The organism is Gordonia polyisoprenivorans NBRC 16320 = JCM 10675, assembly GCF_000241325.1.
GTDB classification, from domain to species: Bacteria; Actinomycetota; Actinomycetes; order Mycobacteriales; family Mycobacteriaceae; genus Gordonia; species Gordonia polyisoprenivorans.
In genome coordinates this window covers 46,896-67,194 of record NZ_BAEI01000031.1, presented here as the reverse complement: position 1 = coordinate 67,194, position 20,299 = coordinate 46,896, and the positions used below count along the sequence as shown (strand labels likewise).

The 20,299-nt window shown below is 68.1% G+C and carries 20 protein-coding genes; 10 read left to right on the top strand and 10 right to left on the bottom strand.

Going from position 1 to position 20,299, the window contains the following annotated elements:
* Window positions 1–148 precede the first annotated feature (148 nt).
* The 3 genes from GOPIP_RS07810 to GOPIP_RS07800 all read right to left on the bottom strand — a co-directional run bounded on the left by GOPIP_RS07810 (window position 149) and on the right by GOPIP_RS07800 (window position 2,304).
* On the bottom strand, window positions 149–952 hold the full coding sequence (locus GOPIP_RS07810) for an IclR family transcriptional regulator (protein ID WP_006369062.1): 804 nt from the start codon (window positions 950–952) through the stop codon (window positions 149–151).
* Between the two features lie 66 nt (window positions 953–1,018).
* Window positions 1,019–1,492, bottom strand: coding sequence for a GNAT family N-acetyltransferase (locus GOPIP_RS07805; protein ID WP_006369061.1), 474 nt, complete (start codon window positions 1,490–1,492; stop codon window positions 1,019–1,021).
* Window positions 1,493–1,497: 5 nt separating this feature from the next.
* A complete protein-coding gene (locus GOPIP_RS07800) occupies window positions 1,498–2,304 on the bottom strand; it encodes a LuxR C-terminal-related transcriptional regulator (protein WP_006369060.1) in 807 nt (268 codons plus the stop codon).
* Between the two features lie 118 nt (window positions 2,305–2,422).
* On the opposite strand from GOPIP_RS07800, the gene GOPIP_RS07795 reads away from it, so the two are divergent.
* Window positions 2,423–4,018 (top strand): AMP-binding protein, encoded by a 1,596-nt coding sequence (locus GOPIP_RS07795; RefSeq protein ID WP_006369059.1) that lies wholly within the window; start codon window positions 2,423–2,425, stop codon window positions 4,016–4,018.
* 21 nt (window positions 4,019–4,039) lie between these two features.
* Here the strand turns inward: GOPIP_RS07795 and GOPIP_RS07790 are convergent, their stop codons facing one another.
* A complete protein-coding gene (locus GOPIP_RS07790; protein WP_006369058.1) occupies window positions 4,040–4,690 on the bottom strand; it encodes a pyridoxamine 5'-phosphate oxidase family protein in 651 nt (216 codons plus the stop codon).
* Window positions 4,691–4,818: 128 nt separating this feature from the next.
* Here GOPIP_RS07790 and GOPIP_RS07785 point away from each other — a divergent pair, with 128 nt between their 5' ends.
* Entirely contained in the window at window positions 4,819–5,373 is a 555-nt protein-coding gene (locus GOPIP_RS07785; protein ID WP_006369057.1) for a DinB family protein, read from the top strand.
* Between the two features lie 219 nt (window positions 5,374–5,592).
* Entirely contained in the window at window positions 5,593–7,224 is a 1,632-nt protein-coding gene (locus GOPIP_RS07780; protein WP_006369056.1) for a DUF6777 domain-containing protein, read from the top strand.
* 343 nt (window positions 7,225–7,567) lie between these two features.
* On the opposite strand, the gene nagA is transcribed toward GOPIP_RS07780, so the two are convergent.
* From nagA to GOPIP_RS07760, 4 genes are all read right to left on the bottom strand, one after another.
* On the bottom strand, window positions 7,568–8,770 hold the full coding sequence (nagA, locus tag GOPIP_RS07775; RefSeq protein ID WP_006369055.1) for an N-acetylglucosamine-6-phosphate deacetylase: 1,203 nt from the start codon (window positions 8,768–8,770) through the stop codon (window positions 7,568–7,570).
* Between the two features lie 11 nt (window positions 8,771–8,781).
* Window positions 8,782–9,804 (bottom strand): SIS domain-containing protein, encoded by a 1,023-nt coding sequence (locus tag GOPIP_RS07770; protein ID WP_202947065.1) that lies wholly within the window; start codon window positions 9,802–9,804, stop codon window positions 8,782–8,784.
* 79 nt (window positions 9,805–9,883) lie between these two features.
* Entirely contained in the window at window positions 9,884–10,804 is a 921-nt protein-coding gene (locus tag GOPIP_RS07765; protein WP_006369053.1) for an N-acetylglucosamine kinase, read from the bottom strand.
* Window positions 10,801–12,231 carry a sugar porter family MFS transporter gene (locus GOPIP_RS07760; protein WP_006369052.1) on the bottom strand — a complete coding sequence of 477 codons (1,431 nt, stop codon included), beginning with the start codon at window positions 12,229–12,231 and terminating at the stop codon, window positions 10,801–10,803. The genes GOPIP_RS07765 and GOPIP_RS07760 overlap by 4 nt, the downstream gene beginning before the upstream one ends.
* Window positions 12,232–12,313: 82 nt before the next feature.
* Here GOPIP_RS07760 and GOPIP_RS07755 point away from each other — a divergent pair, with 82 nt between their 5' ends.
* Window positions 12,314–13,060, top strand: coding sequence for a GntR family transcriptional regulator (locus GOPIP_RS07755; protein ID WP_006369051.1), 747 nt, complete (start codon window positions 12,314–12,316; stop codon window positions 13,058–13,060).
* Between the two features lie 20 nt (window positions 13,061–13,080).
* Here the strand turns inward: GOPIP_RS07755 and GOPIP_RS07750 are convergent, their stop codons facing one another.
* The gene (locus GOPIP_RS07750) at window positions 13,081–14,595 is read right to left on the bottom strand and encodes a flavin-containing monooxygenase (RefSeq protein WP_006369050.1); all 1,515 of its coding nucleotides are present in this window, start codon (window positions 14,593–14,595) and stop codon (window positions 13,081–13,083) included.
* 148 nt (window positions 14,596–14,743) lie between these two features.
* Between GOPIP_RS07750 and GOPIP_RS07745 the strand changes: the two genes are divergently transcribed.
* Together GOPIP_RS07745 and GOPIP_RS07740 are read left to right on the top strand one after the other, a co-directional pair.
* Window positions 14,744–15,964 (top strand): PucR family transcriptional regulator, encoded by a 1,221-nt coding sequence (locus tag GOPIP_RS07745; protein ID WP_006369049.1) that lies wholly within the window; start codon window positions 14,744–14,746, stop codon window positions 15,962–15,964.
* 265 nt (window positions 15,965–16,229) lie between these two features.
* On the top strand, window positions 16,230–16,997 hold the full coding sequence (locus GOPIP_RS07740) for a M15 family metallopeptidase (RefSeq protein WP_014358351.1): 768 nt from the start codon (window positions 16,230–16,232) through the stop codon (window positions 16,995–16,997).
* A gap of 21 nt (window positions 16,998–17,018) precedes the next feature.
* Here GOPIP_RS07740 and GOPIP_RS07735 read toward each other — a convergent pair whose 3' ends face one another.
* Window positions 17,019–18,605, bottom strand: coding sequence for a serine/threonine-protein kinase (locus GOPIP_RS07735; protein WP_006369047.1), 1,587 nt, complete (start codon window positions 18,603–18,605; stop codon window positions 17,019–17,021).
* 202 nt (window positions 18,606–18,807) lie between these two features.
* Here GOPIP_RS07735 and GOPIP_RS29685 point away from each other — a divergent pair, with 202 nt between their 5' ends.
* The 4 genes from GOPIP_RS29685 to GOPIP_RS07720 all read left to right on the top strand — a co-directional run bounded on the left by GOPIP_RS29685 (window position 18,808) and on the right by GOPIP_RS07720 (window position 20,263).
* Window positions 18,808–18,942 carry a hypothetical protein gene (locus GOPIP_RS29685; protein WP_271354634.1) on the top strand — a complete coding sequence of 45 codons (135 nt, stop codon included), beginning with the start codon at window positions 18,808–18,810 and terminating at the stop codon, window positions 18,940–18,942.
* A gap of 54 nt (window positions 18,943–18,996) precedes the next feature.
* Window positions 18,997–19,494, top strand: a complete 498-nt coding sequence (locus GOPIP_RS07730) for an HNH endonuclease (RefSeq protein WP_006369046.1) — start codon at window positions 18,997–18,999, stop codon at window positions 19,492–19,494.
* 30 nt (window positions 19,495–19,524) lie between these two features.
* A complete protein-coding gene (locus tag GOPIP_RS07725; RefSeq protein WP_006369045.1) occupies window positions 19,525–19,794 on the top strand; it encodes a WhiB family transcriptional regulator in 270 nt (89 codons plus the stop codon).
* 121 nt (window positions 19,795–19,915) lie between these two features.
* A complete protein-coding gene (locus GOPIP_RS07720) occupies window positions 19,916–20,263 on the top strand; it encodes an L-rhamnose mutarotase (RefSeq protein WP_006369044.1) in 348 nt (115 codons plus the stop codon).
* The last annotated feature ends 36 nt before the right edge of the window (window positions 20,264–20,299 follow it).

Here is a 20,299-nt window from a genome sequence, read left to right as displayed (position 1 = left end):
TTGGTCGAGACACCCTGCTCCTCCCCGATGGTCGAGGAGCCCCGCGCGAGCGCAGCGAGCCGGAGCGCCTCGAGACCACCGCAAGCCGACGCTGGAACTCCGCAACTCCGGAACCAGCAGCAACACAACAGGTCTCGAGGCTCCGTCGCTAACGCTCCTCCGCACCTCGACCACCAGGCGATGGGACACCGCCAATGAGGGTGGGCGCCCCGAGCGAGCGCCCGATCCCTTGTGCGGCAACCTGCAACGCGGCGACGATCCGCGGTAGCCGACCGCTGATCGACGGCACCACCATGCCGAGGGCGGCGACCACGCCGTCGGGACCGCGCACGGGGACAGCCACCGAGCAGGCGCCGAGCGTCATCTCCTCGACGGTTGTCGCGTAGCCCTCGTCGTGAACGCGGCGCAGCTGGTCGTCGAGGAGCTTCGGGTTCACGATGGTGTGCGGGGTGATCCGCGTGAGCGAGGCCATCACCTCCTCGCGAATGTCGTTGGGGGCGTAGGCGAGCAACACCTTCCCGACGCCGGTGGCGGCCAACGGGAGCCGCCCGCCGACCCGGCTGACGACCGGCACCGACTCCTTTCCGGAGATGCGGTCGAGATACAGCGCGGCGGTACCCTCCCGGATGGCCAGGTGCACGGTCGCCGTGGTCGCGGCGTAGAGGTCGTGGAGAAATGGTTCGGCGACCTCCCGAATCCCCGACTGGATCGGCGCGAGAAGCCCGAGATCCCACAGGCGTCTGCCGATCACGTACCGGCCGTCGGGCCGGCGCACCAGCGCACCCCACCGCTCGAGCTCGCCCGCGAGACGATGCGCCGTCGGCAACGGAAGACTTGCACGCGCGGCCATTTCGGACAACGAGAGCACCCGATGAGTGGAATCGAACGTACCCAGCAACGCGAGCGTGCGCGACGCCACCGACGCGCCCGGAGTCGAGGTGTTACCGGCCATCGACACTCACGGCAGCAGACCGGAACGCCGCCGTTTCGCCGGTGACCGCCGGCCGCAGCCAGACCATCAGAGCTCCCGCAGGTAACAGAGCATCCGGTAGTCCTCACCGGGCTCGATGTTGGTGAACCCGAGCCGCTCGTAGAAGCGTCGGGTGTCGGTGTCGATCTCGTCGACGTTGATGTGCATCTCGATCGCGTCGCGGTCCAGCACCTCGTCGACAGCTTGGGTGAGCAGGGCGGTGCCGATGCCCCCGTCCCGGAACGCGGGTACGACGTACAACTCCTCCAACTGCGCGAGCGGCCCGTCGCCGTACGGGGTCGGGCGGAGCGTCAGGTAGGCGAATCCGGTGGGCTCCCCGTCGGACTCGGCCAGCACGACGAGCACGTCGTCACCGGCGAGCAGACGGGTGAAGCGGCCGGCGAACTCGTCGGCACTCGGGGTCGGACTCTCGAACTCGGTGTTGAAGTCGAACAGCAGCCGACCGACGACCGCCGCATCGCCCGGGCCGGCCAGGCGGACGAGGCGGCCCGGGACGCTCATGACACTCACGGCAGCAGACCGGAGCGCCGCGCGATCACCACTGCCTCCAATCGGCTTGTGGCACCGAGCTTTCGCATCGCGTCCTTCACATAGCCCTTGGCGGTCTGGACGCCGATGCCCAGCGAGTCGGCGATTCGTGCGTTGGGATAGCCGAGCGCGGCCAGCGCCAGCACGTCCTGCTCGCGGCGGGTCAACGCCACCGACTCGTGATCGGGCGCGGCGTCGAGGAGCCCGTCGGTGATGCGACCGATCGCGGCGGCGACCTCGGCGTCGTCGACCGAGCGCGCGAGGTCACGCAGTTGTGCATACGCCTCGGTCAGCCGAACGCGCAGCGCGTCGGCCTCGGGCTGCCCGGTCACGGTTTCCACCGACGTCCGGGCGGCGACGATCTGCTGTTCGAGCGTGCGAGCCTCCACGGCGAGGGCGTCGAGTGCCCGGTCGCCGAGCGGATCGTCGGTGCGCAACGCGCCGTAGATCACCGCCACCGGTGTCCGGTCGACGATCACCGGCGCCGCGGCCATCGCCCGCAGACCCTCCGTCGCGATGACCGCGTTGTAGCGGTGAGTGATCCGCGGCGTCTTCAGGTAGTCGTCGACGACCATCGGCCGGTTGGTGGCCACCACCTTGCCGCCGAGTCCGTGCCCGATGTCGACGGCAACGCCGTTGAGCGCACCGACCGTGTGGCCGACGAAGTGGCTCAGACGCAGTCCGTGCCCGCTCTGCACGACACCACCGAAGGCGAGGGAGACGCCGCTGGCCCGGCGCAATCGGCGCAGCGCGTCGGTCACCGGCGCCGCGAGAGATTCGGGCATCTCGGTCACCTCCTCCGGTCGTGTGCGCCCCCTCTTCGGGGGGTGGCACACATCGTTGGTCGCGGCAGACAATGCGTGCGACTGTGATTCAGCTTACTCATGAGGCCCAGGTGAGACCATGACCCAGACCGCTCCCGCGCATCCCTCCGCCGAGGCCGAGGTGGCCGCGTTGCTGGCCGAGTTCGGCGCGAACGACGCGAATGCCGCGACCCTGCTCGTCGACCGGCACGACCCGGATGCCGTCGCTTTCGTGACGGTCGGCACCAGCGGCGACGACCTCGTCACCACCCGCATCACCTACGGCGACCTGGCCGCTCAGTCACGGAAGTTCACGACCGCCCTGGCCGGGCTCGGCGTCGAGCGCGGTTCGCGAATCGGTGTGCTGATGGGCAAGCGCGTCGAGCTGGTGGTCACATTGCTGGCACTCGCCCGCCTCGGCGCCGTCTACATCCCGCTGTTCACGGCGTTCGCGACACCGGCGATCGAGATGCGGCTACGTGGAGGCGACGCCGACATCGTGGTGACCGAGGCGAGTCAGGTCGACAAACTCGACGGAATCGAGGGCCTGACCACGGTGGTCGCCGGTGCCGGGAGTCCGGCCGAGAGCGCGTCTGGCACCCACGATTTCGACACCCTGCTCGCCGCGAGTGCGCCCTGGGAGGATTCGGTGGCCGTCGGCGGCGACGGGCACCTGATCCTGCTGTTCACCAGCGGAACCACGGGCGCGCCCAAGGGGGTTCCGGTGCCGGTGCGCGCACTGGCGGCGTTCGTCACGTACATGCGTTTCGGTCTCGACGTGACCGACGACGACGTGTTCTGGAATGCCGCCGACCCGGGCTGGGCCTACGGCCTGTATTACGGCATCCTCGGTCCGCTGGCCACCGGACGCCCGAACATCTTGCTGCAGGCCGGTTTCACGCCGGAGCTGAGCGCTCGCATTCTCGGCGAGCTGGGCGTCACCAACTTCGCCGCCGCCCCAACGGTATATCGCGCGCTGAGCAAAAGCGGTGCGATCGAGGGCTTTTCGCTACGGCATGCGTCGTCGGCGGGCGAGCCGCTGACGCCAGATGTGATCGATTGGGCAACAGGCGCATTGGGAACCGAGGTGCGCGACCACTACGGCCAGACCGAACACGGCATGTTCATCAACAACCACTGGGCCCCGGAAGTGCGGCGACCGCTGATCCCCGGATCGATGGGCCAACCGATGCCCGGTTTCGCCACCGGCATCGTCGACGGACAGATCGCGATCGATGTATCGGCCAGTCCGGCACTGTGGTTCACCGGATACCTCGACGACCCGGAGAAGACCGCGGCCCGGTTCACCGAGGACCGGCGTTGGTATCTGACCGGCGACACGGGCCGGGTCGACGAGAACGGCAACTACTTCTTCAGCGCTCGGGACGACGATGTGATCATCATGGCCGGCTACCGGATCGGACCATTCGACGTCGAGAGCGTGCTGATCACGCATCCGTCGGTGATCGACGTCGCCGTCGTCGGCCGGCCGGACGAGTTGCGCGGCGAGGTCCTCGAGGCCTTCGTCGTGCTCGCCGACGGTGTGGTCGGCGACGACGCCCTGGAGTCCGAGCTGCAGCAGCTGGTCAAGACGGGTTTCGCCGCGCATGCCTATCCGCGCAGCGTGCATTTCGTCGACGCGCTGCCCAAGACACCGAGCGGCAAGATCCAGCGATTCGTCCTGCGGCAGAGGTAGTACCGGCCCCGTCATCACAGGTCACCGTCGTCGTCGGCCTCCGCTCGCCAGGCGCCGCACCGACTCGGGGATCTCGGTGCCCGTCGCGGGAATCGGGTCGTCGTAGACGGTGCGGACGGGCACGACGCCGGTCCAGTTGTCGGTGTCGACACCGGGACCTCCACTGCGGGCCTTGGCGATCCACTGACCGTCGACGATCGGCATCCGCAGGGCGACCGTCGCGGCACGCTCCTTGCCGGTGATCGACGGCGTCTCGGCGACGCGGCCCGGGATCAGCTTGTCCGACAAGGCTTCCAGTGCGGCCAGGTCGTCGTCGGCGCGTTCGGGGATACCTCGCACCACCGCGGACCGATAGTTCGCGGAATGGTCGAAGAGACTGTCGGCCACCACGATTGCGTCGAGGACGAACACGGTGAACGTCGACGGCGCACCCTCGGCCACATGACGCAGTGCGCCTGCCGCGATCGATCCGTGCATGAGGATGTCGTCACCGTCGCGGGAGAAGAGCAACGGCACCGACCACGGCCACCCGTCGACGACGGTCGAGAGGGTTCCGACGAGGACCGAATCGAGGACGTCGTCGAGCAACGCGCGGTCGCCACCGCGAGTCGGCTTGCGGCGCAGAGCAGACAGTTCGGCGGGTTCATCGGAGTACGAGGAGGACTCGGGCATGAGGGCATGGTGCGCGTCGCGCGGCCTCCCGGCAACAGATTTCCCTTCCCGAGAAAATGCGGACCGGATATGTCCGCATTGGTTCGTAGCTTCGGTGGTGACCGCGAACCACTCCGAAAGGCACCATCATGGCCGGCACCTACACCTCCGTCACCCTCTCCGTCGATGTCACCGGCGAGAAGGCCGACGTCTTGACCCTGTTGGAGGATCAGCGCGCGATGTTCCTGGTGACCTTGCGCGATCTCGACGACGAGCAGGCCCGCCGCCGCAGCACCGTGAGCGAACTGACCCTCGGCGGTCTCCTCAAGCACCTGACGATGGTGCAGCGCGAGCACACGCAGACCATCCTCGACCGCGACCCGAACGCCGAGATCCACATGGACAATCTCGAGCACGGATACGAGCTCACCGACGGCGAGACGTTCGAGGAGTGGCTCGCCGCCTACCGGGATGCCGCGCTCGCCTACGACGCGGTGATCGCCGAGGTCGGTTCACTCGACGAACTGATCCCGCAGGCGACCGCACCATGGCAGCCCGAGCGAGAGTGGTGGACGGTACGCAAGATGGCCCTGCACATGTTGCGCGAGACCGCCCATCACAGTGGCCACGCCGACATCATCCGCGAGGCGCTCGACGGCCGGACGACGATGGCCGCGCTCTTCGATTTCGGCGATCCGGCCTGAGGTCGGGGCGGCATCGGTCGGTGTTCATCGCGACGAATCGGACGCCTGTTACGTCGGTGTAGTCCGTTCGGGTGGATTTCCCGATCAGCCGACCGAATCCGCCCGAACGCGGTTGCCCCTGCTCAGAGCCGCTCACAATACTTGTGGCTCGGGGAACACACCACCACCGATCCGTGCGGCGATCGCGCCGGGCACGGGCGTTCGTAGGAGACCGAGCAGATGTCGTACTACCCACCGGGGCCACCCACGTATCCGTCGATGCCGTTCGGCGCCGTGCCGCCCGAACCGCAACCGCGTAATCGCCGCAATCTCACCTTGATCCTCGCAGCGATCGTTGCGGTGCTCGCGCTCGTGTTCGCCTCGGTCGTGGTGATCGTGCTCAAGAACAAGAAGGGCGAGTTCCACATCCCCTTCCTGTCGCTGACGTCCGCGGACGCACCGGGTGATGCGCCGTTCATGGCGCAGCCGAATCTGACCAACAAGCCACTCGACAACGGTCTGCGCCTGAGCGCGCAGACCGGCGCGCCGGATCAGGGCACGCGACTGGTCAGCGGCACCACGCCGGGCCTGTACGTCGGTGGGTCTACCACCTGTGACCCGGCCGGTCTGGGTAATTTCCTCGCGCAACACCCCTCCCAGGCGGCGGCGTGGGCGAGTGTCTACGGGATCAGCACGCAGGCCATCCCCTACTACCTCGACACCCTGACGCCGGTGATCCTCTCGGCCGACACCTGGGTGACCAACTACAGCTACACCGGCGGTTCGGCGGTGCCGTTCCAGGATGTGCTGCAGGCCGGCACCTCGGTTCTCGTCGACAGCGCCGGCGTTCCCCGGGTCCGCTGCCAGTGCGGTAATCCGCTCGGGCCGGCCGCCTCGGCCCCCATCGGCGGATACCGAATCCGCGGAACCCATTGGCAGGGTTATCAGGTCAACTACATCACCCGCGTTGCCTACAACACCCAGAACGTCACCGTCGTCAACAACACCACGACCGTGATCAATCAGGCTCCGGCCCAGGCGAATACGCCGGCCGCCGGTGCTGCCGCGCTGCTGACGCTACTCAATCCCGATACCCGTCAGCTCTTCGATCGCACGGTCGGCGGCTTGCTGGATCTGTCGGGTCAGCCGCCGCTGACCGAGGCGCTGCCGACGCCGGCATCACTCAACGTGCCGTTGGCAGCGCGCAGCGACGAGGCCGCGGCACAGAACGGGCTCGCCCGGGCAGGCGAGACGGCCGCCGCGCCGGAGGTCACGCAGATGGCCGAATCCAACGGCAACACCCCGCCGACCGAGGGCCAGACCACCGAAGCCGCGTCGGGCACCGAATCGGGAACCGACACCTCGGCCGCGGGCCCGACCTCGAGCGAGGAGACCTCGGCGGCGAGCAGCACCACGACATCATCCGACACCAGTTCGAGCGCGAGCAGCTCGTCGTCGGCGGCACCGTCGCCCACCGTTTTCAGCGGTAGCGGTGATTCCATCGGCAGCTTCAGCTTCACCGAGAACAATCAGTCGGTGACGTGCCAGGCGCCGTCGCAGGAGACCACCGGCTCGGTGTCGCTCACCTGTAATGACGGGCTGTCGCGGTCGGTCTATCAGAGTTCGCTGTCGCAGTCGTCGGTCACCTCGGCCACCGACTCGACCGGAATCTGGCGATTGTCCTTGGGTAGTACTTCGGTGCCGATCACCTCGGCCACGTGGCAGACCCTGATCGCGACCACCACCGAAACCACGACGGTGGAAACCCCGACGGCGACGGAGACCACGGAGGTTCCGACGACGACCGAGGAAACCACCACGGAGACAACGGAAGAAACCACCGAGACGCCGACGACAACCCCGGCGGGCTGACCCCCGTGCGCCGGGCCTCGAGACCACTCGCACCGAAACCAGCACCGCCGCAGCCGGTCTCGAGGCTCGTCGCTAACGCTCCTCACACCTCGACCACCGATCTGGGCAGCCCTCCGACCGACGGCGACCATCCCCCGATGGTCGAGGTGCACGGCGCCCAAGGCGCCGGGCCTCGAGACCACCCGCACCAACCATCATCCCCGGGCCACCGGGGACCGAAACCAGCACCACCGCAGCCGGTCTCGAGGCTCGTCGCTAACGCTCCTCACACCTCGACCACCGATCTGGGAACCCTACCGCTCAGCGGCACGCGAGCATCGAACCGGGGAACCCTCCCTACCGCTCAGCGGCACTCGACCACCGATCCGGGGGCTCCATCACCGGTCTGTACCATCGACCCGGGGCGCCCTCCGACGACGACCTCCACCAGCTGGGCATCGGCGTCGATCACGAGGTGATCGGCGACGTATCCGGGAAGCAGATCCCCGACGCCGTCGAGGCCGATCGCGCGGGCCGGTGTGCGCGAACACATCTCGACGGCGGCGATCAACGCCTCGCGGGTGATGGGGCCGCCGTCGGACAGGCCTTGCGCGGCGCGGCGGAACAGCAGGTCCATGGTGGCGGTGCTGCCGGCGATCGCCCCGGTCTCCCGGACCCGGGCGACACCGTCGGTGACGTCGACGTCGAGCACCCCGAGACGATACGAGCCGTCCGACATTCCCGCCGCCGACATGGCGTCGGTGACCAGCGCGATCCGCCGCGGACCGGCGACCCGTTCGACGTAGGACGCGAGGTCGCGGTGCACATGCACTCCGTCACCGACGAGCTCGACGGTGACGCGGTCGTCGCCCAGGAGCGCGAGTACCGGGCCGGGTTCGCGGTGGCGCAGCGGCCGCATGGCATTGAACAGGTGGGTGCCCACCCGTGCGCCGGCGCCGACTGCGGCGCGGGTCTGCTCGTAGGTCGCCTCGGTATGTCCCACCGCAGCAACGACTCCCGCGTCGGCAATACGGCGAATGGCATCGAGACCGCCGTCGAGTTCGGGGGCGATGGTGACCATGCGGACGGCGCCGCCCCCGGCGCGTAACAGCGCGGAGATCTCCTCCGGGTCCGGATCGCGCAGCGTGGTGGGATCGTGCGCACCGCACCGTGCGTGCGAGAGCCACGGCCCTTCCAGGTGGATGCCGGCGATCACTCCGGCCTCGACCTGCTCGCGCAGCGCGGCAACCTGATCGAGCAGCGCCGACGGCGAAGCGCTCACCAGACTGGCGAGAGTGGTTGTGGTGCCGTGTGTTCGGTGAAAAGCCGCCGCCGCAACGATCTCCTCGGCGACACCGTCGGTGTAGCCGGTGCCACCACCGCCGTGCACGTGCATGTCGATGAAGCCGGGAACGATGGTGGCGTCCGGGAATTCGCGGTCGGGCAGGGTCGGCGGCGCCCCCTCCCAGACGGCGACGATCCGGCCGTCATACATGGTGAACCAGCCGGGCTCCAGCGCGCGCCCGCCGCTGATGATGCGACCGGCGGCGACGGTGATGACAGTCATCGGCGGTCTCCCTACAGCGTCTCGGTGACCTTGCGCAGACCGCGAGGGGTGTCCGGATCACCGCCGCGGGCGACCGCGAGGTGCAGGGCAAGCTGCTGGAAGGGGATGATCTCGAGCAACGGCGACAACGCATCCGGCGCTCCCGTCGGCAACACGAAGCCACCGGTCAGCCCGGACACATACTCGGCGGCCCCGACTCCGAACACGTCGGCGTCGCGTTCGGCGAGCCGCTCCAGCACCGGCTGCATTGCCGCGCCGCCGGCACCCTCGGGAACCACCGCGAGCACCGGCACCTGCGGGTCGACGGTGGCCAACGGCCCGTGCAACAGGTCGGCGCCGGAGAACGCCTGCGCCGACAAGTAGGAAGTCTCCATCAATTTCAACGCCGCTTCGCGAGCCGTCGGATACGAGTAACCGCGGCCGGTCGTCACGAGCCGCTGCGCAAACCGATACCGCTGCGCCACCTCTCGCACCCGATCCTCCCCGTCGAGGACCCGGTCCCCCAGATCGGGTAGCGCCGACGCAGCAGCAGCACCGTCGCGGCCGAGGATCGACTCCGAGAGCAGATACAGCGCAAGCAGTTCCGCGGTGTAGGACTTGGTGGCGGCCACCGACCGTTCGGCTCCGGCATGGACCTGCAGGTCGAACTCCGCGGCGTCGGCCAGCGGTGACGCCGCGGCGTTGGTGATCGCCACCGTGAGCGCTCCCTGCTCCCGGGCCACCTGCACCGACTGCACCAGATCGGGCGACCCGCCGGACTGGCTGACCGCGATGTAGAGCACGTCGCGCAGGTCCGGGCGGGCGCCGTACACCGTCATCGTCGACGGTGAGACCAGTCCGGCGGGCAGTCCGTGGCGGATCTCGATCAGATACTTGCCGTAGAGCGCGGCATGGTCGCTGGTGCCGCGTGCAACGAACTGCACGAATCGTGGTCGACGCGCGGCGATCCGAGCAGCAACATCTCGAATCTCGGCATGCCCGTCGCGCAACAGATTTCGCCAGACGTCGGGTTGTTCGGCGATCTCGGCGGCCATCAGGTGTCCGGGTCGGTCGGTGAGGACGGTGTTCATGGGTCTCCTTCGAGAAGTCTCGGCCGGTGGGCCGGTCAGTGGGTCAGTGGGCGTCGACGAGGGATGCGGCCAGGCGCACCGCACCGTGGACCGGATCGACCTCGAGGACGCGGATGTCGGTGATGCCCATCGGTGCGACGAGTTCGCGAATCCGGTTCTGTAACAAGGGCTGATGGACCACCTGGCCGCCGGCGAGGACCACCGGTCCGGTCGATCCGAGCATCTGGGCGACGGTGCCGACGAGGTCGGCCAGTGCGTGGGCCGCGGCCTCCACGATCTCCAGCGCACGCTCGTCGGCCACCGCGGCGCGCTCGAACACGACGTGGGAACGGCGCGCCCAAAATTGGCGATCGGCACGTGTGTAGAACAGGTCATGCAGGTCGAGTACCTCGCCGACCCCGCACTCCTCCGCCAGGCGCAGCGACAGCGGTGCCGGGGCCAGCCCCTGATCGTTGTCGTGCAAGGCACGCCGAACCACCTCGCGCGCAACCCAATAGCCGCTGCCCTCGTCGCCGAGCAGGTGTCCCCACCCGCCGGCCCGACGCGAACACCCGTCACGCCGGCCCCAGGCGACCGCACCGGTGCCGGAGATCACCGCGATGCCCTCATCGAGGCCCGCGGCGGCGAGGATCAGGTGGGTGTCATGGACGACCCCGACCCGTGCTCCCGGAACACGCTGGGCCAAAAGGCTTTCCAGACGTTCGACACTCGCCGGGGTGTCGACACCGGCCGATCCGGCCAGCACCGTGTGCACACCGTCGGGACCACCGAGCTTCTCGATCGCGGCGTCGAGTTGACGTCCGGCCTCCTCCACCCCCATGGAGGAGACATTGGCGCTGCCGACGATGGTCTCGGCGACGACGGTGCCGTTCTCGGCGCGCACCGCGTGGGTCTTCGATCCGCCGATGTCGAAGGCGAGGGTGACGCTGGGGTTCGCGCCTGACGGGTCAGCGACGATACTCATCGGACAACCTTGGTCTGTCGGGGCGACGCGTCGGCGATCGCTTCGGACCACCGGCCACCGCTGCGCCAATAGTGTTGGATGTCTTCGAGCTTACGGCCCTTGGTCTCGGGCGCCAGGAAGAAGACGAACACCAGACCGACCAGCGCGAATCCGCCGAAGACCGCGAAGGTGCCCGCGCCCCCGATGACGTTGATGAGCGAGAGCGTGAACGCGGCGACGATCGCATTGGCCACCAGATCCGAGGTCAGCATGAGCGACGATCCGTTGGCGCGCAGCCGCGCCGGGAACGCCTCGCCGGCGTACACCCAGACCAGCGCGCCGAAGCCGAAGGAGAATCCCATGGTGAACAGGACCAGGCCCGCGAATCCCAGCACGTGCGCGGTGGTACCGGCGCCGTGCAATGGGCCGTAGGTGACGATCAGCACGACCGTCGCGATCACCATGGCGCCGATCCCGCCCAGCAGGATCGGGCGGCGGCCCAACCGGTCGACGGTGAACAGCGAGATCAGCACCGCGGCCAGACCGGCGATCTGCACGAAGGCCGGCAGCATCAAGGTGCCGAAGTCGCCGGTGAAACCCATGTCCTCGAACAGCTTCGGGCTGTAGTAGACGACGGCGTTGATGCCGGTGATCTGGATGAGGAAGCCCAGTCCGACGACGAAGACGGTCGCGCGAATCCAGGGTCGGCGGAACATCTCGCCGAGCGAGCCGCCGGATTCCTCGGTGAGCGCCTGCCGCATCTCGGCGATCTCGGCGTCGATGTCGGCGTCGGGTTCGATGTTGCGCAACGTCGCCCGGGCCTCGTCGAACCGTCCCTTGGACACGTACCAGCGCGGGGTGTCGGGCATGACGGCGACCAGGGCGGTCACCGCGAGCGCCGGGATCGCGGCGATGCCGAGCATCCAGCGCCAGGCGCCGTGGCCGGCGAGGAAGTACCCGACCACGTAGCCGCCGATGATGCCGACGATGGTCGCGACCTGATAGGCCACCAGCATCGCTCCGCGCGAGCGTGGTGGGGCGGATTCGGCGACGAAGACCGGTACCACCACGATCGACACACCGACGGTCACGCCGAGGAGCAGCCGCGCCACGAGAAGGACGTCGTGGGTCGGCGACAGCGCGCTGAACAGCGCGAACAGGCAGTAGGTGGCCGCGACGAGGAGCATCGAACGCTTACGGCCGAGGCGGTTGGCCAGCCAGCCGGCCCCGATGGCGCCCACGATCTCGCCGATCACGACCGCAGTCGCGAGTGCCTGCTTGCCGGCATCGCCGAGGCCGAAGTCGGCGCCGATGAACTTCAGGGCGGCGCCGATGTTGCTGCTGTCGTAGCCGTAGATCACGCCGATGCTGGCGGCGGCGATACCCACCATCAGTCCGGACGTGCGTCTTGTCCCGACCGGTGGTCGGATTGCCGGGTAGGTCGTCATCGGGGTACCTCCGCGAGGTCTGGATTGGTGTATACCAATGTGTTGGCGGTCTCAGATTGGCATATACCAATCTGGTTCGTCAATGGGTACGCTCGCATTCATGCCGACGCCTCCTGCGACAACACGCAACCGCGGACCGCGGTACTTCCAGGTCAAGGTTGCGCTCCAACAGCGCATCGGCGACCTGGAACCGGGAATGTCGTTACCTCCCGAGCGCAAGCTCGCCACCGAACTCGGTACCTCGCGTACAACCCTGCGCCGGGCGTTGGCCGAACTCACCGCCGAGGGCGTGCTCAGCAGTACTCAGGGCAGCGGAAACTTCGTCACGCCACCGAAGTTGGTGCACGTGCGGCAGCTGACGTCATTCAGCGACGACCTCGGCGCGCAGGGCCGCACCGTGGATTCGGAGATCCTCGACGCCGGCCACGCGCCGGCCGACACCGACCTCGCCGTGCGTCTGGAGGTCCCGACGGGCACCCCCGTCCATCGGCTCACCCGTCTGCGCATCGTCAACGACGAGCCACTGGCGCTCGAAACCGCGCACATCCCAGGCGAATTCGACGATTTCGCGGACGCCGTCGCCGCGAGCGGCTCGCTGTATGCGACGCTACGGGCCCGCGGGATCGTCATCTGCGACGTCGAGGACAGCGTGCAGACCGCACTCGCCGTCCCCGATCAGGCGGCGTACCTGCGGGTCGCCACCGGGACCCCGCTGCTCCAGATCGAGCGCACTTCACGCGACGCGGACGGGACCTGCGTCGAGTGGACCCGCTCCTACTACCGAGGCGACCGCGTGCGGTTCGTCGCACGCGGTCGCCTCGGAGGGTGATGGGGGGTGATGAACGCCGATCAGGCGCTCGCCGACTCCAATTGCGCATCGGCGCCGGACTGCGCCGGCAGTGTCCGCGTGAATTCCAGGTTCGGGTCGGCGACATCGGAGTCGAAGGACTTACGGTCCCGGTAGTAGCTCATCGACATCGTCCACGGTTCTGCCACACCCTGTTTCGGCAGATTCTCGAGCGACCGCTGCACGTAGCCGGCCCCGAAATCGAGCAACGGGCGGGTCTGCATGCCGGGGTCGGCGATCGGGCGCACGGCGGGATACCCGCGGGCATCCATGTAGGCGAGCAGCCGGCAGAAGTGCTCGCACAGCAGGCCCACCTTGAGGGTCCACGACGAGTTGGTGTAGCCGATGGCGAGCGCGAAATTCGGTACGCCACTGAGCATGAAGCCGCGGTAGGCGACGGTGTCGGGCATCGAGACGGGCTCGCCGTCGATGCTCAGCTCCACGCCCCCGAACAGCTGCAGATTCAATCCGGTGGCGGTGACGATGACGTCGGCCTCGAGTTCCTCACCGCTCTCGAGCAGGATGCCGTTCTCGGTGAAGGTTGCGATACGGTCGGTGACCACCGACGCCTTGCCCTGCCGAATGGTGCGGAACAGGTCGCCGTCGGGCACCGCACACAACCGCTGATCCCACGGGTTGTAGGGCGGATTGAAGTGCTTGTCGACGTCGAAGCCCTCGGGCAGCAGCTTCTTGTTGATCGCACGGATCACCTTGCGCGACGCCTTCGGGAAACGCTGGCAGGCTTCGTACAGAACACGTTGTTGCGCAATGTTCTTCGCGCGTGCGAGCGCGTAACCACGCTTGTCGCCGAGGACGGCGCGGCCGATGTTGGCGACCGGATCGTGCTTGGGCAGCGGAACGATGTAGGTCGGGGTGCGCTGCAGCATGGTGATGTGACCTGCGGTCTTGGCCATCGCGGGAAGCAATGTCACCGCGGTGGCGCCGGAGCCGATCACCACGACCTTCTTGCCCGAGTAGTCGAGGTCGGCGGGCCAGTGCTGCGGATGGATGATCTGCCCGCGGAAGCGCTCGCGCCCCTCGAACTGCGGGGTGAAGCCCTCGTCGTAGTTGTAGTAGCCGGCGCCGGAGAACAGCCAGTTGGCCTTCATCTGGAACCGCTCGCCGGTGTCGGTGCGCTCGATGTCGACCGTCCACAGGCATTCCTGCGACGACCACTGCGCCGCGTGCACCTTGTGCCGGTAGCGGATCTTGTCGCCGATGTTGTCCTCGTCGATCGCCTCGTAGAGGTAGTCGAGGATGCGCTCGGCGTCGGCGATGGACTGCTTGTCGGTCCACGGCTTGAACTCGAACCCGAAGGTGTGCAGATCGGAGTCCGAGCGGATGCCGGGGTACTTGAACAGATTCCACGTGCCGCCTGCCACGTCGCGGCCCTCGAGGATCACGAAGGACTTCTGCGGCACCATCGTCGTCAGATAGTGGGCGGCACCGATGCCGGAGATCCCGGCACCGACGATGAGCACGTCGACGGTCTCGACGGGGGTGGTGGTCTGGGGCACGATCTCTCCTCGGGGCTGGGCCTCGCCGGTGTCGGGGCGTGGCTGTGACGCTCACTCCAATATGACACTCAGCATTGTCACGATCCAGGATGCCTTCGTCCGGCCGATCACGCCAGTGACATTATGCCCATGATGAGCTCAAGCCACGGTGCACAATGTGCACATGGACATTGAGTGGCCGCAGGTGTCGGCACGTACGAAGGAGCTGATCCGCGCCGGCGCGCAACTCATCCTCGATCCGCCGGAGCCGTGGGTCGAACAACTCCACGAGGCGTCGCTGTCCGGGGCCCGGATGCGTGCGGTCGCCGAGGACCCGGTGCTGGCGGCGGGCACGCGCCGCACGAACTGGGCCAACACCTCGCGCTGGGCACTACACAACATCGATTCGCCCGGCGAGCGGGTACCCGCGCAACTGACTCCCGAGATCATGCTCGCCACCCACGACCTGGTGCGACGCGGGCTCGACGAAGCCTCGCTCGACGCGTTCCGCACCGCACAGAGCGTCGCGTGGCGCCTGTGGATGGACATCTGCTTCGGTCTCACCACCGACCCCGCCGAACTCCGCGAACTCCTCGACGTGACCTCGCTGTCGATCTCGACGTTCATCGACGACACGGTCACCGCTATGAGCGAGCAGATGCGCGCCGAACGCGAAGAACTCGCGCGCGGCACACATGCCCGTCGGCGCGAGGCCGTCACCCTCGTTCTCGAGGGCGCACCGATCCCGTCGGCGCGCGCCGAGGCGCAACTCGGCTATCGCCTCGCCGGCCCGCACATCTCGGTCGTGCTGTGGAGCGCGACGCCCGACGCCGCACCGGATCTCGAGGCTGCAGCCGACATCCTCGCCCGCTCCGCGGAGGCGACCACGCGACTGACGGTCACCGCCAGCGCCACCTCCTGGTGGCTGTGGCTCCCGGTCGACGGGCTCGGCGCACCCGACCTGTCGTCCCTGCCCGACGTCCGCGTCTCCGCCGGCCGACCCGGCACCGACGTCGACGGATTCCGATCCAGCCACTTCCAGGCGATGACCACCCAACGGCGCCATGCCCGGCTGGGTGCGACGCGCCAGATCGTCCACTATGACGACATCCGTTTGGTGTCGCTCTTGACCTCCGACACCGCAGCGGGCGACGACTTCGTCACCGACACCCTCGGCGATCTCGCCGATGCCGACCCCGATCTCATCGAGACGCTGCGCACCTGGATCAGGCTGCAGTGCAACACCTCTCGCACCGCCGAAGTGCTTTACACCCATCGCAACACCGTGATCCGCCGTCTCGACCGCGCCGATGACCTGCTCCCCCGACCGCTCGCCGACACCGTCGTCGACGTGGCCGCGGCCCTCGAGGTCCTGCGCTGGCGGGAGTGAAGGCGTCGGATGCGTTTCGGCGTCGGCGTGCGGCGGTCTCGAGACGCGACGTGCTCGCTGCGCTCGCTCGGCGCTCCTCGACCAGCGGAAGAAGATGGTCGAGGTGCGAGCCGCGTGCGGCGAGCTTTCCCCGATGGTCGAGGTGCGAGCCGCGTGCGGCGAGCCTCGAGACCCCTTGCCCCACAGCTGGTTCCGGCTCACCACTCCGAACCACAACCATCACAAACCACCCAGCCCGAACCGGACCCGTGCTACAAACAGACCCATGACCCGTCTCCGGTGGGCGTCCACCGCCGCGCTCGCGGTGAGCGTCACCCTGCTCACCGCATGCACCGGACCCTCCACCCCGCAGCCGACTTCACCGTCGTCGACCTCCGCCACGTCATCAACGGCAATCCGCCCGGTGTCCTCGTCAGCGCCGATTCCGCCGGTGTCGGCAGCTGCTCGACAGGTGGGACTTGTCGATGTGCGATCGGTGGTGCCGTCGGCGATCGTCGATCTGCGTTACGCGACGCCGCACAACTTCGTCGGAATACAGCTCTACCCGACGGGCGCACGGTGTCTCGTCCACGAGTCCCTGGCCGACGGACTGCGCACCGCGGCGGCGGCGCTGCGCACATCCGGTGACACCCTGGTGTTCTGGGACTGCTACCGGCCGCACTCGGTGCAGCAGACCATGTTCGAGAAGGTGCCCGACCCGGCGTGGGTCGCCGCACCCGGGCCGTACTCACGCAGCCACGAGTCGGGGCGGTCGGTGGATGTCACACTGGCGACGCACCAGCCCGGGTGTCCGGTCGATCGACGTATCACCAACCAGTGTCTGGTCGACATGGGTACCGACTTCGACTCGTTCACCCCGCAGGCCACGGCCTTCGCGACGGAAGGGGTTCCGGTTGCCGCGCAACGCAACCGCGCGCGTCTGCGCGCGGCCATGTCGGCGGGCGGGCTGTCGGTCTACTCCGGTGAGTGGTGGCACTTCGACGGTGCCGGTGCCGACGTCGCGCGGCCGATCATCGACGTCCCGGTGACGTGAGGCTCCGGCCCAGAACACCATTCAGCTCCGGCGCAACACCGAGGTGATGACCAGGGTCCGCCCCTGGGATTGGGAGTAGTAGCTCGACCGGTAGGCCACCGTGCCATCGGCGGACGGCGTCACCTCGATCTGCGAGGTGACGCAGGTGCCTTGGGTGATCTGCTCGGTCAGGGTGACCGTCGATCCCCGCCGCGAGTTCTCCGCCCACGTACCCGCGCACCCGAGTTGCGGGTAGTGGACGATCGCGGTGAGCGGTGCGGTATCGGATATCTGCGCGACGACGTCGAATCCGGTCTGATCCCCGGTCACACTGCCACGCCAGTTCCCGGCGAGCGAGGCTGCCACGGGCAGGGTCGTTTGTCCGGTGGTCGGTGCAACGGTGGGCGCCGACGCCGCGGCCGGTGACGACCCTGTCGAGGTATCGGTGCCCCGCGTCGCGACCAGCACGACCGCGACGGTGGCGCCCACGAGCATCAGTGCGAGTCCGGCGAGGAGCCACGGCAGCACGCCATGGCGTCTGCGGACGGGAGGTGCCGGCGTCACCGGATCGGGCTGGATCGGCATCGCCGCAGACGGCACACCCATCGGCGGCGGCGCAGTCGGCACGCCCATCGGTCGCGGTCCGCGCGGCGGCGGTGGTGGACGCAGACCGTCACCGCGTCCGGGTGTCTGGTGCGGACCGAGGATCGTGGCCGGGGCCGGCTGCTGAACACCGACGATCGCCGTCGGGCGCGGGTTGGTGGCCACCGCGCGTGCCGCTGCCGCCGCGAAGGCGCCTGCGGAGCCGTGACGCTCGTCAGGGCGCTTGGCCAGCGCTTGCGCGATGACGTCGTCGATCGCCTCGGGAAGGTCGGGGCGCAGCGCCGTGCATCGCGGCACGGGCGCGTGGGTGTGTGCGCTGATCAATCCGGCCGCGTCGGTCCGGTCGAACACCGCCCGGCCGGTGAGTAGTTCGTAGAGTGTGCAGCCCAGGGCGTACTCGTCTACGGCCGGGGTGAGCGCGGTGTCGGTGAACATCTCCGGAGCGGCATAGGCGAGCGTGGCGATCACATTGCCGGTTGCGGTGAGCCCGGTGGATTCCGACATCAACCGTGCGATCCCGAAGTCGGCGATCAGTGCGCGCCGCGCCGCGACGGGACGGTCCCAGGCCGGGGTGACGAGGATGTTGGCCGGTTTGACGTCGCGATGCAGCGTGCCCTGCGCGTGGGCGTGGTCGAGACCTGCGGCCACCTGGGTGATGAGGTCGACGATCGGTGCGGCGGGCAGCGGTTCGGTCGCCTCGCGCAGGATCGCTGCCGCGTCGGTGCCCTCGACGTACTGCATCGCCATCCACATGGTGTCGCCGTCGATACCGGCGTCCTGCACGGCAACGATGTTCGGGTGATCGAGGCGGGCCGCAAGATCGACCTCACGGCGAAAGCGTTCGCGGAATTCCGGATTGGCTCCCAGGCTCGACGACAACACCTTGAGGGCTTGCCGGCGGGGCAGTCGCGGATGCGCGACGAGATAGACGGTGCCCATCCCGCCGGAGCCCAGGTGGCCGATGATCGTGTACCCGCCGACCACATCGTTCTCACGCAATGGCGCGCCGGCATCGTCCACGACCATCTCCTCATTGCTGGGTGCCCGTTCACCATGACAACCACACCCGGCCCATTCCAGCAGACTCCGGACAATTCGGCCGCGTGACGGACACCCGAGGCAATCAGATGTTCATCTCGCAACCCCCGTTAAATCCTGGACGCCTCCGCGAAGCGGCGGTACCCTGGGCGCGCTGTCACACACGAGACGACGAAGGGAGGTGGCGCAGATGATCTCGCAGATCGCATGGCGAGACGACAACGAATTCGGTTGTCGGCGTGGACTGTCGGACGACGGTCGCACGACGGCCCCGATGTATCGATTCCATCCCTGCGCCACCGGCCCCGGAAACCTCTGCGGCTGATCCGGAAACGGTGACGCTCCCAGCAGAGTTCGTCATCGTCTTTCAGGAGTAGCCATGACCATTTTCGTCACCAACGCCGGTTTGCAGATACTCGCGCGCGTCACCTGGCGCCGGGCCGCGGTTCTGTTGACCACCGGCGTCGCGCGCAACGTCGAGGGCACCCCCCTGGTGCGCACCGTGCATTCGCCGAGCATCAGCCTGCCCATTCATCAGGTGGTCGCGATCAAGCGTGATGCCTACCGTCCGTACGCCGGAAAGACGATGGACTCCTACGCCTCTGGCGCCTCGATCCTGCGTCGCGATCAGTGGATCTGCGCGTACTGCGAGGGCCCGGCCGACACCGTCGACCACATCATGCCCCAATCACGCGGTGGCGCATCGACGTTCGGGAATCAGGTCGCGGCATGCAAGTCGTGCAACGGCTTCAAGGCCGATCGCACACCGCGAGAAGCCGGAATCGCCCTGCGCCATGCACCGTTCGTCTATGACCCGTGGGCGCAGGACCAGAAGGAAGTCTGGGAGTTGTTCACTCTCGGAAGACAACTCGAGTAACCGCCGGTAGGCGGGGAGAGGAGACCGCCGATGACCGCCCCGGAGTTGCGTCCCCTCTCCCTGCCACTGTCGATGCTGTTACGGCCCACCCTCGACGTCGACTGGGCGGCAGCCGCCTGTGCGGCCGTCGACGAGAATCCCGAGGACTGGTTCCCCTTTCCCACCGACGACTACTCCCATGCCGCGTCGGTGTGCGCGGCCTGCCCGATCCGGGCCGGCTGCGAACAGTGGGGCCGACGCAACCGGATGAGCGGCGTCTGGGGTGGCGTCCGGTTGGAGAACGGCCGGCCGCGGCCGTGAGAGCCCGGGTCCGTCTCACCCAGTGAGGCGCACCCGGGCTCTTGACCGGATCACAAAACACGCGCTACTGTGCCTCCCATCACGAATTGAAACGTTTCATTCGTGCGGAAACGGAGGTCCGATGCCCACGACCGAACGAGTGTGCCTGGTCATGCGCCTGCGGCCCGACCGCATTGATGATTACCTCGCCGCCCACGAGCACATCTGGCCGGAGATGCTCGCCGCGCTCGAGCGCACCGGATGGCGCAACTACTCGCTGTTCCTGCACCCCGCCGAGCACGTCGTCGTCGGATACCTGGAGACCGACGACTACACCCGCGCCGTGACCGATCTCGCCGCCACCGACGTCAACACCCGCTGGCAGGCCCACATGTCGGAGTTCTTCCTGCCGCCCGACACCGATACCCCGACTCCCGACGCCGCACCGACCACCGCGCTCCGGCTCGACGAGTACTTCCACCTCGACTGATCACCCCTTGACCCCCACTCACCCGCCGTTCTCTAC